Annotated in this window: 14 protein-coding genes and 1 pseudogene; 3 read left to right on the forward strand and 12 right to left on the reverse strand. The window is 73.9% G+C overall.

Going from position 1 to position 13,901, the window contains the following annotated elements; all coding sequences use genetic code 11:
* Positions 1-283: 283 nt before the first annotated feature.
* The 7 genes from ACFYY6_RS06510 to ACFYY6_RS06540 form a co-directional block, all read right to left on the reverse strand.
* Positions 284-988: an ABC transporter ATP-binding protein gene (locus tag ACFYY6_RS06510; RefSeq protein ID WP_389191915.1), complete on the reverse strand. Its 705-nt coding sequence runs from the start codon at positions 986-988 to the stop codon at positions 284-286.
* Positions 981-1,898 carry an ABC transporter ATP-binding protein gene (locus tag ACFYY6_RS06515; RefSeq protein WP_388651378.1) on the reverse strand — a complete coding sequence of 306 codons (918 nt, stop codon included), beginning with the start codon at positions 1,896-1,898 and terminating at the stop codon, positions 981-983. The genes ACFYY6_RS06510 and ACFYY6_RS06515 overlap by 8 nt, the downstream gene beginning before the upstream one ends.
* A gap of 92 nt (positions 1,899-1,990) precedes the next feature.
* Complete coding sequence (locus tag ACFYY6_RS06520; RefSeq protein WP_351523551.1) at positions 1,991-2,848, reverse strand: ABC transporter permease; 858 nt, start codon at positions 2,846-2,848, stop codon at positions 1,991-1,993.
* On the reverse strand, positions 2,841-3,806 hold the full coding sequence (locus tag ACFYY6_RS06525) for an ABC transporter permease (RefSeq protein WP_351523581.1): 966 nt from the start codon (positions 3,804-3,806) through the stop codon (positions 2,841-2,843). Before ACFYY6_RS06525 ends, ACFYY6_RS06520 begins: the two co-directional genes overlap by 8 nt.
* A 23-nt stretch (positions 3,807-3,829) precedes the next feature.
* A complete protein-coding gene (locus ACFYY6_RS06530; RefSeq protein ID WP_389191918.1) occupies positions 3,830-5,434 on the reverse strand; it encodes an ABC transporter substrate-binding protein in 1,605 nt (534 codons plus the stop codon).
* A gap of 227 nt (positions 5,435-5,661) precedes the next feature.
* Positions 5,662-6,630, reverse strand: a complete 969-nt coding sequence (locus ACFYY6_RS06535) for an NADPH:quinone oxidoreductase family protein (RefSeq protein ID WP_389191921.1) — start codon at positions 6,628-6,630, stop codon at positions 5,662-5,664.
* Between the two features lie 119 nt (positions 6,631-6,749).
* Positions 6,750-7,028 (reverse strand): metal-sensitive transcriptional regulator, encoded by a 279-nt coding sequence (locus ACFYY6_RS06540; RefSeq protein ID WP_360116010.1) that lies wholly within the window; start codon positions 7,026-7,028, stop codon positions 6,750-6,752.
* A 97-nt stretch (positions 7,029-7,125) separates the two neighbouring features.
* Here ACFYY6_RS06540 and ACFYY6_RS06545 point away from each other — a divergent pair, with 97 nt between their 5' ends.
* Positions 7,126-7,698, forward strand: coding sequence for a rhodanese-like domain-containing protein (locus ACFYY6_RS06545; RefSeq protein ID WP_073784358.1), 573 nt, complete (start codon positions 7,126-7,128; stop codon positions 7,696-7,698).
* 72 nt (positions 7,699-7,770) lie between these two features.
* Here ACFYY6_RS06545 and ACFYY6_RS06550 read toward each other — a convergent pair whose 3' ends face one another.
* The 3 genes from ACFYY6_RS06550 to ACFYY6_RS06560 form a co-directional block, all read right to left on the reverse strand.
* Positions 7,771-9,066 (reverse strand): alpha/beta fold hydrolase, encoded by a 1,296-nt coding sequence (locus tag ACFYY6_RS06550; protein ID WP_389191924.1) that lies wholly within the window; start codon positions 9,064-9,066, stop codon positions 7,771-7,773.
* 133 nt (positions 9,067-9,199) lie between these two features.
* Complete coding sequence (locus ACFYY6_RS06555; RefSeq protein WP_351521525.1) at positions 9,200-9,475, reverse strand: DUF2087 domain-containing protein; 276 nt, start codon at positions 9,473-9,475, stop codon at positions 9,200-9,202.
* A 75-nt stretch (positions 9,476-9,550) separates the two neighbouring features.
* Entirely contained in the window at positions 9,551-9,817 is a 267-nt protein-coding gene (locus ACFYY6_RS06560; protein ID WP_386608525.1) for a hypothetical protein, read from the reverse strand.
* Between the two features lie 23 nt (positions 9,818-9,840).
* On the opposite strand from ACFYY6_RS06560, the gene ACFYY6_RS06565 reads away from it, so the two are divergent.
* Positions 9,841-10,815: an acetylxylan esterase gene (locus ACFYY6_RS06565; RefSeq protein ID WP_351632156.1), complete on the forward strand. Its 975-nt coding sequence runs from the start codon at positions 9,841-9,843 to the stop codon at positions 10,813-10,815.
* A 110-nt stretch (positions 10,816-10,925) separates the two neighbouring features.
* A pseudogene (locus ACFYY6_RS06570) lies at positions 10,926-11,567 on the forward strand (MFS transporter); the annotation flags it as partial.
* 62 nt (positions 11,568-11,629) lie between these two features.
* Here ACFYY6_RS06570 and ACFYY6_RS06575 read toward each other — a convergent pair.
* Together ACFYY6_RS06575 and ACFYY6_RS06580 are read right to left on the reverse strand one after the other, a co-directional pair.
* The gene (locus tag ACFYY6_RS06575) at positions 11,630-12,076 is read right to left on the reverse strand and encodes a nitroreductase family deazaflavin-dependent oxidoreductase (RefSeq protein ID WP_389191927.1); all 447 of its coding nucleotides are present in this window, start codon (positions 12,074-12,076) and stop codon (positions 11,630-11,632) included.
* Between the two features lie 202 nt (positions 12,077-12,278).
* Complete coding sequence (locus ACFYY6_RS06580; RefSeq protein WP_351521531.1) at positions 12,279-13,877, reverse strand: helix-turn-helix domain-containing protein; 1,599 nt, start codon at positions 13,875-13,877, stop codon at positions 12,279-12,281.
* Between the last annotated feature and the right edge of the window lie 24 nt (positions 13,878-13,901).

Genomic DNA, 13,901 nt, shown 5'->3' on the forward strand with positions numbered 1-13,901 from the left:
GTGTGGCGTAGCGGGGAGGCCGTCCGGTGGACTGGCGTGTCCGCCATCCGGGTGTTGTCCGGCTGTCACGTACCGCCCCGGCGCGCCGGAACGGCCGCCGGGGCCGGTCCCGTCGCCGCGGGTGCCCGCGTCGGGCGTGCGCGGGGAGTGCTCCAGGCCCGCAGGTCATCGGTGTCGAGGCGGCCGGCCTCGGGTTCCTCCCCGGCCCGGCCGCGCTGCGCGCGAGGCCGGCGGGGAGCCGGCGGCCTCGTCACGGCGGCGGTCCCGCGGACGCGGTCCTCGCTCATCCCGCCCGGCGTGCGCCCTCCCGGGGCGCGGGGGTCGCCGGGCCGGGCCCGCAGATCTCCGGCCAGCCGACCGTGCGGTCGCACCAGCGTTCCAGCAGGACCCGGTCATGGCCCACGGCCAGCAGTCCGGCGCCCGACTCGCGCCGGTACGCCTCGACGACCGCGACCAGTGCGGCGGTCGTCGACGCGTCGAGCATCGCCGTCATCTCGTCGCAGATGAGCCAGCGCGGGCGCAGCACCAGTGCCCGGGCGAGGCAGGCGCGCTGCAGCTGTCCGTCGCTCACCTCGTGGGGGCGGCGGCCCAGCAGTTCGGCGGTGAGTCCGACGGCCGGTGCGAGTTCCGCCACCCGGTCCGCCACCTCGGCGCGCCGGCCGGTGGCCCGCAGCGGCTGGGCGATGAGTTCGCGCAGGCTGAGCCGGGGATCGGCGGAGAGCCGGGGCTGCTGGAAGACGACGCCGACGGCGGTGCGCTGTTCACTCGGGGCCCGGTGCCGCCAGCCGCGTACCGGCCGGCCGTCGAGGGTGAGCGTGCCCGCGTCCGGTCGGTGCAGCAGGGCGGCCACCTTGGCCAGGGTGGACTTGCCGCAGCCGCTGGGACCGAGGAGCCCGACGGACTCGCCCGGCTCGATGGCCAGCGAGGCGTCTCGGACCACGGGGGCACGACGGTCGTACCCGGCGGTGATACGGGTGAGTTCAAGCACGGGCGGACTCCTGCGCGTGCGCCGGCGCGCCGTGGTGGCAGGCGAGACGGCCGTCGAACGGGGGTGGTACGGAGCATCGGTCGTCGACGCGCGGGCAGCGGGCCGCGAACGCGCAGCCGTCGGGGAGCGCCCCGAGCTCCGGCGGCATTCCGGGGATGGGGAGGAAGGCGCGCTCCGGCAGTGCGTCGAGGAGCCCGCGGGCGTACGGGTGGCGTGGCCCGGGCTTCCCGAAGAACCCTCCGGCGCCGGCGATCTCGACGATGCGGCCCGCGTACATGACGGCGACGCGGTCGGCGATCCGTTCGGCCGCCGCCAGGTCGTGGGTGATGATCAGCAGCGCCCGGCCGCCGTCGGTGTGGCGGCGCAGTTCGTCCACGGTCCGCTCGACCAGGTCGCGGTCGAGCCCGGTGGTGGGTTCGTCGGCCAGGAGCAGGGGCGCGTCGCCGACCAGGGCGAGCGCGGTGGCGGCGCGCTGGGCGAGGCCGCCGGAGAGCTCGTGCGGGTAGCGGTCCAGGTGGCCGGGCGGGAACGCGGCGCGTTCGGCGGCCCGTTCGGCGGCGGCGCGCAGCTCCGGCCTGCGGGTGCCGGTCAGCTCGCGGAGGGTCTCCTCCAGCTGGGTCCGGACGGTGCGCACGGGGGTGAGGTGGGCCGCGGGGCTCTGCGGGACGAGTCCGACGCGGCGGCCCCGCACCGTACGGGCGAGGGTCTTCTCGTCGGCGGCGAGGAGGTCGGTGCCGTCCTGGAGGACCGCCGAGCCCCCGGTCTCCGCGTTGCCGGGGAGCAGTCCCAGCAGCGCGGAGGCGAGGACGGACTTGCCGCAGCCGCTCTCGCCGACGAGGGCCAGGCACTCCCCCGCCGCGAGGTCGAAGTGCGCGTCGGTGACGGCCGCGATGTGCCGTCCGCCGCGCATCCGGAAGCGGACGGAGAGCCCGCGGACGGAGAGGACCGGGGCCGCGGGGGCCGGGGTTCCGGTGTCCGGGGACGGCGGTCGCGGGGTGGTCGTCACAGCATCAGCTCCGATCGGCGGCGCGGGTTGATCCGTTCCCGCCAGGCACCGGCGAGGCCCGCCAGGGCGAGGGTCGGGACGATCAGGAAGAGGCCGGGGAAGAGCGTCGGCCACCAGTCCCCGGCGAGCAGCGAACCGCGCGCCGTCTGCACGAGGTTGCCCAGGCTCGCCTGGTGGGCGGGCAGCCCCAGCCCCAGGAACGAGAGGGCGGACTCGTGCCACATGGCGTGCGGCACCATCAGCACCGCGGCGAGGCCCGCCTGCGGCAGCACCGCGGGCAGCAGGTGCCGCACGACGACCCGGCTCCGGGAGGCGCCCCCGGAGATCGCCGCGTCGATGAACGGCCGGGAGCGCAGCGACAGCACCTCGGAGCGGACGATGCGCGCGGTGGACAGCCAGTGGGTGAGGGCTATGGAGACGATGACCGGCCCGACGCCGGGCCGGAACATGGCCACGATGAAGATGCCCAGCAGCAGGTGCGGTACGGACGAGAAGGTGTCCACGAGCCGCATGACGACCCGGTCGACCCAGCCTCCGGACGCGGCGGCGAGCGCGCCGACGGCGGTGCCGACGACGGTGGCGGTGAGGCCGGCGACGACGCCGACGAGCAGCGAGACGCGCAGCCCGTAGACGCAGCGCAGCAGCAGGTCGCGGCCGACGTCGTCGGTGCCGAACGGGTGCCCCCAGGACGGCGGCCGGAGCCGGGCCGAGAGGTCGACGGCCTGCTGGTCGAGCTGGACCAGCGGGGGGACGAGGAGGACCGCGAGGAGGACGGCGGCGATGATCCCGGCGGAGCACAGCAGCCGGACGCGGCGGCTGGTGCGGCGGGTGGATCCGAGAACGGTCTCAGCCATCGAAGCCCACTCTCGGGTCGGCGAGCGCGTACAGCACATCGGACAGCAGGTTGCCCAGCACGACCGCCGCGGTGGCGAGCACCGTGAGCGCGGCCAGCAGCGGGAAGTCGACGGAGGTGGCGGCCTGCACGGTGGCCGCGGCGATGCCCGGCCAGCTGAAGACCGTCTCGACGAGCAGCGCGCCGGTGATCAGTTCGGGGACGCGGGAGCCGATGAGGGTGAGCATCGGCAGCATCCCTGAGCGCAGCGCGTGGCCGAGGAGCACGGTGCGTTCGCGCAGTCCGCGGGCGCGGGCGCCGCGCACCGGGTCCTCGTCGAGCGCGTCGGCGACGCCCTGGCGCACGTAGAGGAAGAACCACGGCAGCTGCGAGATCCCGAGCACGGACGCGGGAAGCACCAGATGACCGGCGACCTGGCCGAAGGTGACCGTGTCGCTGGCCGCGTCGGTGAGGCCGCCGGCCGGGAGCACGCCGAGTTTCAGGGCGAAGAACCAGATGGCGAGCAGTCCCAGCCAGAACGCCGGGGCGGCTTCGAGGGTGTACGCGGCGGCGGACACGCACCGGTCGAGCAGGCCGCCGGGCCTGCGGGCGGCCAGGACGCCCAGGCCCGTGCCGAGCACGATGGCGACGAGGAAGGCGGTCCCGGCGAGCAGCACGGACCAGCCGAGGCGCTCGCCGATGACGTCGGCGACGGGCTGGCGCATCACACTGGATTCGCCGAGGTCGCCGTGGAGCGCGGCGGTCAGCCAGTTCCACCAGCGGGTCACCAGTGGCTGGTCGACGCCGAGATTGGCGCGCAGCTGGTCGAGGTTCTCCTGCGAGGCGGTGAGTCCGGCGGTGCCCGCGTACGCCTTGACCGGGTCGAAGGGCGAGGCGGCGGCGACGGCGAAGACGCCGAACGTCACGGCGAGGAGGACGGGCACGGCGAGCAGTGCCCGCCGTCCCGCCATCCTGCCCATCGGCCCCCAGGGGAGGCGGTGGCTCACTTCTTGGGCGTCCAGTCCTCGACGTTCCACCACGGGCCGGTGGCCAGGCCGTGGTCGTGCGGCTCGACCTGGGTGGTGAGCGCGCCGAACCGGTCCTTCACGACGTAGAGGTGGTCGATGTGGGTGAGGAAGGTGTAGCCGGGGTCCTTCACCAGTTCGCGCTGGACGGTGTCGTAGGCGGCCTTGCGGGCGGCCTTGTCGCCCTTCCTGCGGCCTTCTTCGAGGGCCTGGTCGATGGTCCTGTTCTCGTACCGGGCCATGTTGTTGAAGCCGTCGCCCGCCAGGGAGGACTTCAGCAGGGAGTACTGGTCGAAGTCGGGGTCGGCGGGCGATCCGCCGCCGGCGAGGACCGCGTCCTGCTTCATCCGGGGCTCGATGACCTCCCAGGTGCCGGACTCGGTGGTGATGTCGATGCCGACCTTCTTGGCGTCGGAGGCGTAGGCCAGGGCGTGGTCCTGGCGGAGCTTGTCGCCGGTGAGGTACCAGAGCGGGAACGCGGCGCGCACGCCGTCCTTGACGCGGATGCCGTCCTTGCCGGGCTTCCAGCCGGCGTCGTCGAGGATCTTCTTCGCGGCGGCCGGGTCGTGGGCGCGTTCGGTGCCCTTGGTGAACCACTCGCTGTCGGTGGGGACGGGACCGTAGGCGGGCCTGCCCTCGCCGTTGAGGATGGAGTGGACCATGGCCTGCCGGTCCACGGCGACGTCCAGTGCGCGCCGGATCGCGGTGTCGCCCGTGACCTTGTTGTGCGTGGGCAGGGTCACGTTGCGGTAGTCGTAGGTGGTGGCGGCGTACGTCTTCGTGCCGCTGTCCTTGGCGAAGCCCTTGGCCAGGTTGGGCGGCAGGATGGCGCCGTCGAGCTCGCCGGAGCGCAGCCGGGTGGCGCGCACGTCGTCGTCCTTGATGATCACCATGGTGAACTTCTTCACCTTCGGCGCGCCGCCCCAGTAGTCGGGGTTGGCCCGGAAACTCAGCTTCTCGCCCTTGGACCACTTGGTGAGGAGGTAGGGGCCGGTGCCGACGGGGTGGGTGGTGAAGGCGCCGGTGTTGACGTCCTGCCCGGCCGCGACGTGTTCGGGGGCGATGGGCAGGACGGTGCGCTGGGCGAAGGGCGCGTAGGGGTACTTGAGGTGGAAGACGACGGTGTCCTCGCCGCTCGCCTCGACGCTCTTCAGTGCGTCGAGCTCGGTGCGGGAGGCGTTGTTCGTCCTCGGGTCCAGGATGGTGCGGTAGGTGAAGACCACGTCCTTGGCGCCGAACGGCTTGCCGTCGCTGAACTTCACGCCCTTGCGGAGCCGGTAGGTGTACGTGAGCCCGTCGGCGCTCACCTCGGGCAGGGCGGTGGCCAGCGCGGGGTGCAGCTTCATCTCCGCGTCGAGCGTGAGCAGCCCGTCGAATATCTTGGAGTTGCCGTCCTTGCCGTAGCCCAGGAGCGGGCTGAGGCTGTCGGGCTCGTACGCGATGCCGACCACCGCCGAGTCGCCCGCCCCCGAGCCGGAGCCGCCGCCGTCCGGGCCGCTCGGTTTCGAGCAGGCCGCCGCGGACAGCGACAGCGCGGTCGCCAGTGTCACAACGACCGCTCCCCGTATCGATCGGCCCGTCATACTCCGCACCCCTTGTTGATGATCGACTGTTATTGCGAATCAATCGCAATTAAACAGCAGGTAAAGGGGTGCCCGGTACCCGGGTGACGGGACACGGCGGCGCGGATCCGTGCCCGCGCCGCCAACTCCCGTCGCCCGGCGGTCCGCTCCTCCGCCCGGTCACGGCACGGAAAGCTCCACCGGTTCCGCGACGGCCGCACGGATGCGTCCGGCGGATGCCGGGGCCGTCAGCGGGCCGCTCCCGCCGTGAGGACCGCGATCCGGCCGGCGGTGGCGCCGTCGGCGACGCGCTGGACGGCGTCCGCCGCGCCGGACAGCGCCACGCGTTCGCTGACGAGCGGCTCGACGACGCCCTTCGCGACGAGCCGGGAGAGTTCGTCGTGGCAGGCGAGGACCGCTGCCGGATCCTTGGCAGCGTAGAGGCCCCAGTGGAGTCCGAGGACGGAGTAGTTCTTGACGAGCGCGTGGTTCAGGGCCGGGGCGGGGACGACGTCGCTCGCGAAGCCGACGATCACGATCCGGCCCTCGAAGGCGACGCACTTGACGGACTTGGCGTACGCGTCGCCGCCGACCGGGTCGTAGACGACATCGGCGCCGCGTCCGCCGGTGAGCTCCTTGACCGCCGTGACGATGTCCTCGGTGCGGCGGTCGACGACCAGGTCGCAGCCGAGCGCGGCGGCGGTCCGCGCCTTCCCGGGCCCCGAGACGACACCGATGACAGTGGCTCCGGCGGCCTTGCCGAGTTGGACGGCCGCGCTGCCGACGCCACCGGCCGCCGCGTGGACCAGGAGGGTCTCGCCCTCCTGGAGGCGGGCGCGGCGGTGCAGTCCGAACCAGCCGGTCTGGTAGCCGATGTGCAGCGCGGCGGCCTCGGCGTCGTCGAGGGACGCCGGGGCCGGCAGGAGCGCCGACGCGTCGGCGACGGCATACTCCGCGAACCCTCCGTCCGGCAGGGCGGCCGTGGCGAGCACCCGGCGCCCGTCCGGCGTCTCGCCGCAGATCTCCACGCCGGGTGTGAACGGCAGCGGGGGTCGTACCTGGTACTGCCCCCGGCAGAGCAGCGCGTCGGGGAAGTTGACGTTCGCCGCGCGCACCCTGAGCAGCACCTGGCCTTCCCCGGGCACGGGGCGTCCGGTCTCTTCGAACCGCATCACCTCGCCCGGCTCGCCGTTCCGGTGCACTCGCCATGCCTGCATGAGGGGCCTCCACAACGCTGTCGAACACGGTCGGCGATACCACCGCCGCAGCGCATACTAAGCAGTCGCTTGGCTCCTGGGAACGGCCCTGCCGCCGGGACGCTCTCCCGGCGGCCGGTTCAGGCCAGCGAGAGGAAGAGCTTCTCCAGCCGCGCCCGCATCTGGTCCCGGTCCGCCGGCTCGTTCCCGCCGTCGGCCAGGCACTGCTGGAGCCCGGTGGCGATGATCGCGAAACCGGCGCGGTCGAGCGCCCGGGACACGGCCGCCATCTGCGTGATGACGTCCTCGCAGTCCCGGCCCTCCTCGATCATCCGGATGATCGCCGCCAGCTGCCCCTGAGCGCGACGAAGGCGATTGAGGACCGACTTCAGTTCATCGGCCGCGATGTCGAGTTGCACACACCCTCCTCTGATACCCCAAGGGGTATTCTAACCGGAATGGGGACGGATGGGCCGAGTCCCTCCTTGTCCCCGGTGGACGAAAGGAAAACTGTTCGTGACCAGCACCGCCTCCCTCTCCCCCGCCCAGGCCGCGGCCCGGCTCGCGGAGTTCACCGTCGTCGACGTGCGGGCCCCCGGCGAGTACGCCTCCGGGCACGTCCCCGGCGCGCTGAACATCCCGCTGGACCGCCTCCCCGAGGCGGTGCCCGCGCTCAAGTCCGCCGCCGCCCGCGGTCCGCTGCTCATGGTGTGCGCCTCCGGCGTCCGCTCGACCCGGGCCTGCGACATCCTCGCGGCGGCCGATGTCGACGCCACGACCCTGTCGGGCGGGACGTCGGGCTGGGAGAACGAGGGCCGTGCGCTCGACCGCCCCGCCGGTGCCCGGACGACCTGGCCGATGGAACGTCAGGTCCGGCTCGCCGCGGGTTCGCTCGTGGTGGCGGGGCTGCTGACGGGCCTGCGCTTCCCGGCCGCGCGCTGGATCTCCGCCGGTGTCGGCGCCGGGCTGGTCTTCTCGGCCGTGACCAACACCTGCGGCATGGCGGCGGCCCTGTCGAAGCTGCCGCACAACCGCGCCCCGCGCCCGGCCACGGACCTGGACGCGACGCTCCGGGCCCTCCAGGGCTGACCCGCGCCGCACCCGGCGCACGGGGGCCGGCCGCGCGAGTGCGTGACCGCCCCCGGCGCTCGTGCCGACGGGTCAGACCCCGTCCCGGACGAGGGCCAGCAGCCGGTCGAGGACCCGCGGGCCCCCGGCGCGCAGGCCGTCGTGCTCGTACTCGTTCGTGACCCAGGTGCGCAGCCCGCGGATCGCCTCCGCGGTCCGCAGCGCGTGCCCGGTGTCGACGTACATGTCGTCGTGGTAGACGGCGGCGGCGACCGGCACCTCGTTGACGGCCAGGCGCTCGGGGTCGTAGAGCGGTGCCCAGTCGGTGCGGTCGGCCAGCAGATGGGCGGTCTCGCGCAGCGGGCGCAGCGCCGGGTCGACCTCGAAGTGCCAGGGGTGGATGGTCTCCCCGGTGAACAGGACCGGACCGTCGCCCTCCAGCGCGGCGACCGCGTCGAACTGCGGGAATTCGGCGCGCACCCGCTCGGCGGACCAGGCGGTGGGGCGTTCGTCCTGCCCGTAGATCGCCTCGTGCATCAGCGCGTACAGCGGATGCCCGGCGAACGAGGTGGCCGCGCGCACGGCCTCCTGGAAGGTGTCGGAGAGTTCGGGTCCGTGCGGGGTGCGGACGAAGGCGTTCTCCAGGAGGTAGTGCAGCTGGTGGCTGCCGTTGCCGCTTCCCAGCATAATGCCGAGCGACTGGAATCCTTCGGGCGTCAGCCGGTGCCCGGCGCTCTCGGGGCGGTGTTCCGCGAGGTGGGCGGTGATCCGCCGGGCACGCTCGACGTCCTGCGGGTAGCGGGCGTAGTGGGCGGCGACCTTGCGCTCGACCCGCGGATAGGCGGCCCGGTAGACGTCGTCGGCATGGGCGTCGAGGGAGGGCAGTCCGCCGGTGATGAGGACGGCCTTCAGGCCCTCGGGGGCCGCCGACAGATAGCGGACGGCGCAGAAGCCGCCGAAGGACTGGCCGAGGACCGTCCACGGCTCACCGCCGGTCAGCCGGGCCCGGATCAGCTCGCAGTCGTGCACGATGGCGTCGGCCCGGAAGTGCGCGAGATGGTCGGCCTGCTCGCGCGGGCCGCCGCGCAACGGCAGGGTCTGCCGGTTGGCCGGGGTGGACAGGCCGGTGCCGCGCTGGTCGAGGAGCAGTACGCGGAACTCCCGCAGGGCCCTGCCCAGCCACGCCTCCGTGCCGACGAAGCGCCGGGCGCCGAAGCCGGGACCGCCCTCCAGATAGAGCAGCCAGGGCAGTTCCTCCCCGACGCGGCCGCTCGCCACGGCCTCCCGGCCGAAGATCTCGATCTGTTCGCCGTCCGGGTCCGCGTGGTCGAGCGGGACCGTGAAACGACGGTCGGTGAAGACCACGCCGGGGTGCCGGTAACTGCTCACAAGGTGCTCCTGAGTCCGATGTGCCGCGGACAGTTCAGCACACCGCCGCGGCACGGCCGGCCGCACCCCGTGGACGCGGGCCCCGTCCCCGGTCCCGGAGGGCGGTCGGGCGGAGGCGGACTCGGCGCGCGTCCTACCTGCCGCGCCGGTAGCTGCTGCCGTCCCTGGGCCGCACCAGCAGTCCGGCCACCACCAGATACCGGCGCAGCGCCGCACAGTCCTCGTGCACCGTCGACAGCGCGGCGTCGACCTCCCGTTCGGTGTAGCTCCGGTCGCGTTCGAAGAACCTCTCCGCCAGGTGCGTCAGCAGTTGTTCGCGGCGGGCCGTCCTGCGCGGGATCGTGGTCAGACGGCCGTGCGAGAAGAGGGACTCGACCTGGCGGGAAGCGCTTGCGTGGTTGTCGGACATGGCACGGAGCGTCGCAGGCGCCCGTCCTGCGGGCAAAGCGTTTTCGCCGCGCGGTCCGTCGTCGGCCGCGGCACGTCAGTAGCCCCGGACGTCGGGCCAGTGCCGCTGCACGCCGTCGCGGTCCAGGATCCGGGCGAAGGTCTCGTACCGCTCGTCCTCGGCCTGGACCTGCCGGGGTTCGACGCCCTCGGCGACGCGGTGCGCGGCGAGAGCCCCGGCGACCTCGCCGGAGTGGCAACCGTCAGGGGTCCGCAGCGGCTTCCCGCACGCGGGAGGGCGCCCGTCGCCGGCGCTCCGCCGTGCCCGTACGGTGTGACCGACAACCCATGGGTGATCACTCACCCCCGTGACGAAGGCGGTTCCTCATGTCCCTGTTCGATCTGCCCGTCGAGGAACTGCGCGACCACCGCAGCCGGTCGGTGGAACCGGCGGACTTCGACGCGTTCTGGTCGAAGACGCTCGACGAAGCGCGCTCGTACGAGCTCGGCGCCCGGTTCGAGCGGTGCGCGGACACGGGGCTGAGCACGGTCGACGTGTACGACGTGACGTTCGCGGGCTTCGGCGGTCACCCGGTGAAGGGCTGGTTCGTCCTCCCCGCCGGTACCACGCGGCCGCTCCCCGTGGTCGTGGAGTTCATCGGCTACGGCGGCGGGCGGGGCCTGCCGCACACCCATCTGCTCTGGGCGTCGGCCGGGTTCGCCCACTTCGTGATGGACACCCGGGGCCAGGGCAGTGGCTGGATGGCCGGCGACACCCCCGACCCGGTGGGCAGCGCGCCCGCGTTTCCCGGCTTCATGACCCGGGGCATCGAGGACCCGCACTCCTACTACTACCGGCGCGTGTTCACCGACGCGGTGCGGGCGGTGGAGGCGGCCCGATCGCATCCGCTCTCCGACGCGGCGCGCACCGCGGCCGTCGGCGAGAGCCAGGGCGGCGGCATCGCACTCGCCGTCGCCGGGCTGATACCCGATCTGGCAGCGGTCGCGCCGGACGTCCCGTTCCTGTGCGACTTCCCCCGCGCGCTGACCGTCACCGACCGCAATCCGTACCGCGAGGTGGGCAACTACCTCAAGACGCACCGGGGCCGGACCGAGCGTGCGAGGACCACCCTCTCCTACTTCGACGGGGTGCACTTCGCCGCGCGCGGACGAGCGCCCGCGCTGTTCTCGACGGCCCTGGAGGACATGACCTGCCCGCCGTCGACCGTCTTCGCCGCCTACAACGCCTACGCCCACCCGGACAAGGCCATCGAGGTGTACGAGTTCAACGACCACGAGGGCGGCGGGCCGTTCCAGAAGGCCGTGCAGCTCGGCTGGCTGCCCGGAAAGCTGACCGCCTGACCGGACGCGGGACGCGCCCGCGCGCCGCCCGCGCTCCCCGGCGGGCACGCACCGGCCGCGCTCCGGGCGCACCGCACCGCCGTACGCGTACACCGCGCCCGCGCCGGCCGACCCCTCCCGCCCCGATGCGGTACGCGCGGCTGCTGCGTTCCACGCTGCTGCTGTTCGTGGAGGAACGCCTGCTCCGGGTCCGGGCCCTGCTCGCCCTGCTGGTCTTCGCCGCCTTCAGCACGCTGTGGAGCTGCGTCGCGCTCCCGTTGAGCGAGCCGCCGCTGTCGTTGTCGCACACCGCGATCGGCGCGTTCGGGCTCGCCGGGGCGGCGGGCGCGCTCGCGGCGGCGCCGGCCGGGCGGCTGCACGACCGCGGTCTCGCCGGGTGGACGACCGGCGTCGCGCTGGCGCTGCTCACCGCGTCGTGGCTGCCCCTCGCCCTCGTCCGGCACTCGCTGTGGGCCCTGGTGATCGGGGCGGTGCTCCTCGATCTCGCCGTCCAGGCCGTCCACGTCACCAACCAGAGCGTGATCTACGCGGCCCGCCCCGACGCGGGCAGCCGTCTGATCGGCGGTTACATGGTCTTCTACTCCGTGGGCAGCGCCACCGGCGCCGTCGCCTCGACGGCCGTCTACGGGATGGCCGGATGGGGTGCGGTGTGCGCGCTCGGCGCCGCGATCAGCGCGCTGGCCCTGCTCGTGCGGGCGGCGACCCGCAGGGGCACGGCTCCCGCCCGGGCCGTCGGCGCGCCCGCGGGATGACCGCGCGGGCGGCGCGCGCGGGGAGGCGCGGGAGCGTTCGCCGCGCCTCCCCGTGACGGTCGTCAGTGCTGCTCGGTCGCCGGTTCCAGGACGATGACCGGGATCTGCCGTTCGGTCCTTCGCTGGTAGTCGGCGTAGTCGGGGAACGCGTCCACCGCGCGCCGCCACCACAACGACTTCTCCTCACCGGTGGCCTCACGGGCGTTCATGTCCTGCCGGACCGGGCCGTCCTGGAGCTCCACCCGGGGATCGGCCACGACGTTGTGGTACCAGACGGGATGCCGGGGGGCGCCGCCCTGCGAGGCGACCACGGCGTACATCCCCTCGTGCTCGACCCGCATGAGCGGGGTCTTGCGGATCTTCCCGCTCCTGGCTCCGCGGGTGGTCAGGATGACCACCGGCAGGCCGCGCATGGTGGTGCCGTCCGTCCCGCCGGAGCTCTCGAACAGCTCGACCTGATCGCGGACCCACTTCTCGGGGCTCGGCTCGTACTCGCCCTGGAGAGGCATGACATCTGTCCCATCGTCGACATGCGGATACCGAGGCCGCCGGACGCACGGGCGCGGGGACGCACCGACGTCGGGCACCGTGTCCGGCGTGTCCGGCTGCTGCGAGCACTCTGTCATTCCGGCCTCGCCCGCACCGTCCTGACGGATCCGCGTGTCACCGCGGCGGGGCGCGGTTCCGGCGGCACCGGCCGCGCGATCCGCGTCAGGGGTGCGGCGGATCCAGCCTCAGGTGCAGCATCGCCTCGAACCTGGCCTCCGGATCGTCGAGATCGATGCCCGCCACCTCGGCCAGCCGCTTGAGCCGGTAGCGGAAGGTGTTGGGGTGCACGTGGACGGCCGCCGCGGCGGCGGGCACGTCGCCGAAGGTGTTCAGCCACGCGTCCAGGGTGTCCGTGAGGGCGGTGTGGTGCCGGGTGTCGTAGGCACGCAGCCGGACGACCGGGCCGTCGGGGATGTCGTCCTCGGCGGCGAGCCGTTCCTTCAACTCCTCCAGGAGCGAGGCGGCATGGACGTCCGTGAGGCGGGCGGACCGGCGCCGCGAGCGACCGGAGCCGAGGACACGCAGCGCCCGGTCCGCGTCGGCGCGGGAGCGGCGCAGGTCCACCGGGCGGACGGCGAGCCGCCCGACGCCGATGACCGCGGGCACCCGGTCGCCCACGCGGCCGAGGAACGCCTCGGCCGCCCGCAGTGCGTCTTCGTCCGAACGCGTGGGCAGGACGGCGTAGCTGACGCCTCCCAACGACGCCGTGGCCGTGCGGGGGTGGATCGCGGCCAGGTGCAGGGCGAGGGCCTCGGCGACGCGGTGGCCCGCGGCCACCCGGTCGGGGGCGGACGGCTCGCCGGTCACCCAGAGCGCCAGCACGCAGGCGGGCTGGGCGGACAGCCCCAGCCGCGCGGCGGCCTGCGGGGCGTGCAGCCCGCCCTCCAGAACGGTGGCCAGCAGGTCCGCGCGCAGCCGCCGTTCGGCGTCCTCACCCGCACGGCGGCGCAGCAGGTGCAGCGCGGCCACCTTCGCCGCCTCCTGGAGGGCCCGGGTGCGGTCCTCGCCCAAGGGGCCGTCGACCACGACCCAGATCGAACCGAGGATCTCGCCGCCCGCCCGGACGGCGGTCGCGACCCGGGGCTTGGCGGAGACACCGGTCACGTAGACGGGTTCCTCCTTGCGGTAGAGGGCCCGGAAGGCGCCGTGTCGTTCCAGGGCGCGCAGGTTCTCGGCGGGCACCTGGCGGTCGAGGACGGTCGTGATCCTGGCGTCGTCGCCCTCGTCCTGGCGGCTGGAGAAGGCCAGCACCCGTCCGCCCCGGTCCTCCACGGTGACGGGCCCGTCCAGCAGGGCGGCGGTCGCGTTGGCCAGGGCGAACAGGTCGCCCGCGAGCGGTTCGGCGCCGCCGGCGGCGTCGGGGCCGTCCACGGTGCCCAGTTCGTCGGTGGCGAGCAACGACCGCAGCAGGGCGGCGACCTGGGCCCAGGACGCGCCGGGGGTCAGGCCGAGCACGGTCACGCCGGTGCGGTCGGCGGCCTCCGCCACGGGTCCGGCGACCGGGACCGGGGAACGCACCACCACGGCCACCGCACCGAGCCCGGCGGCCCGTTCGACGAGGGCCGCGACGGCCCCGGCGCCGTACACCCCGACACCGAGCACCACCGCTCCGGGCAGCCCGGCCGGTTCGTCCAGCGGGTCCTGGATGAGCACGCCGGTGACGGCGGTGGAGGGGTCGGCCTCCCCCGCCACCACATCGATCAGCGTCGATCCCAGATCGTCGAGGATCCGGCCGAGCACGGCCCGCGGCTGCTCCGTCATCGTCACACGGTAGACGAGCGGGAC

This window comes from Streptomyces sp. NPDC001750 (assembly GCF_042892615.1).
GTDB lineage: Bacteria > Actinomycetota > Actinomycetes > Streptomycetales > Streptomycetaceae > Streptomyces.

Excerpts from the sequence above, each read along its gene's own strand:
- ACFYY6_RS06515 (WP_388651378.1), bottom strand. The coding sequence starts at position 1,898 with ATGCGCGGCGGACGGCACATCGCGGCCGTCACCGACGCGCACTTCGAC.
- ACFYY6_RS06520 (WP_351523551.1), bottom strand. The coding sequence starts at position 2,848 with ATGGCTGAGACCGTTCTCGGATCCACCCGCCGCACCAGCCGCCGCGTC.
- ACFYY6_RS06525 (WP_351523581.1), bottom strand. The coding sequence starts at position 3,806 with ATGGGCAGGATGGCGGGACGGCGGGCACTGCTCGCCGTGCCCGTCCTC.
- ACFYY6_RS06530 (WP_389191918.1), bottom strand. The coding sequence starts at position 5,434 with ATGACGGGCCGATCGATACGGGGAGCGGTCGTTGTGACACTGGCGACC.
- ACFYY6_RS06535 (WP_389191921.1), bottom strand. The coding sequence starts at position 6,630 with ATGCAGGCATGGCGAGTGCACCGGAACGGCGAGCCGGGCGAGGTGATG.
- ACFYY6_RS06555 (WP_351521525.1), bottom strand. The coding sequence starts at position 9,475 with ATGTCCGACAACCACGCAAGCGCTTCCCGCCAGGTCGAGTCCCTCTTC.
- ACFYY6_RS06565 (WP_351632156.1), top strand. The coding sequence starts at position 9,841 with ATGTCCCTGTTCGATCTGCCCGTCGAGGAACTGCGCGACCACCGCAGC.
- ACFYY6_RS06575 (WP_389191927.1), bottom strand. The coding sequence starts at position 12,076 with ATGCCTCTCCAGGGCGAGTACGAGCCGAGCCCCGAGAAGTGGGTCCGC.
- ACFYY6_RS06580 (WP_351521531.1), bottom strand. The coding sequence starts at position 13,877 with ATGACGGAGCAGCCGCGGGCCGTGCTCGGCCGGATCCTCGACGATCTG.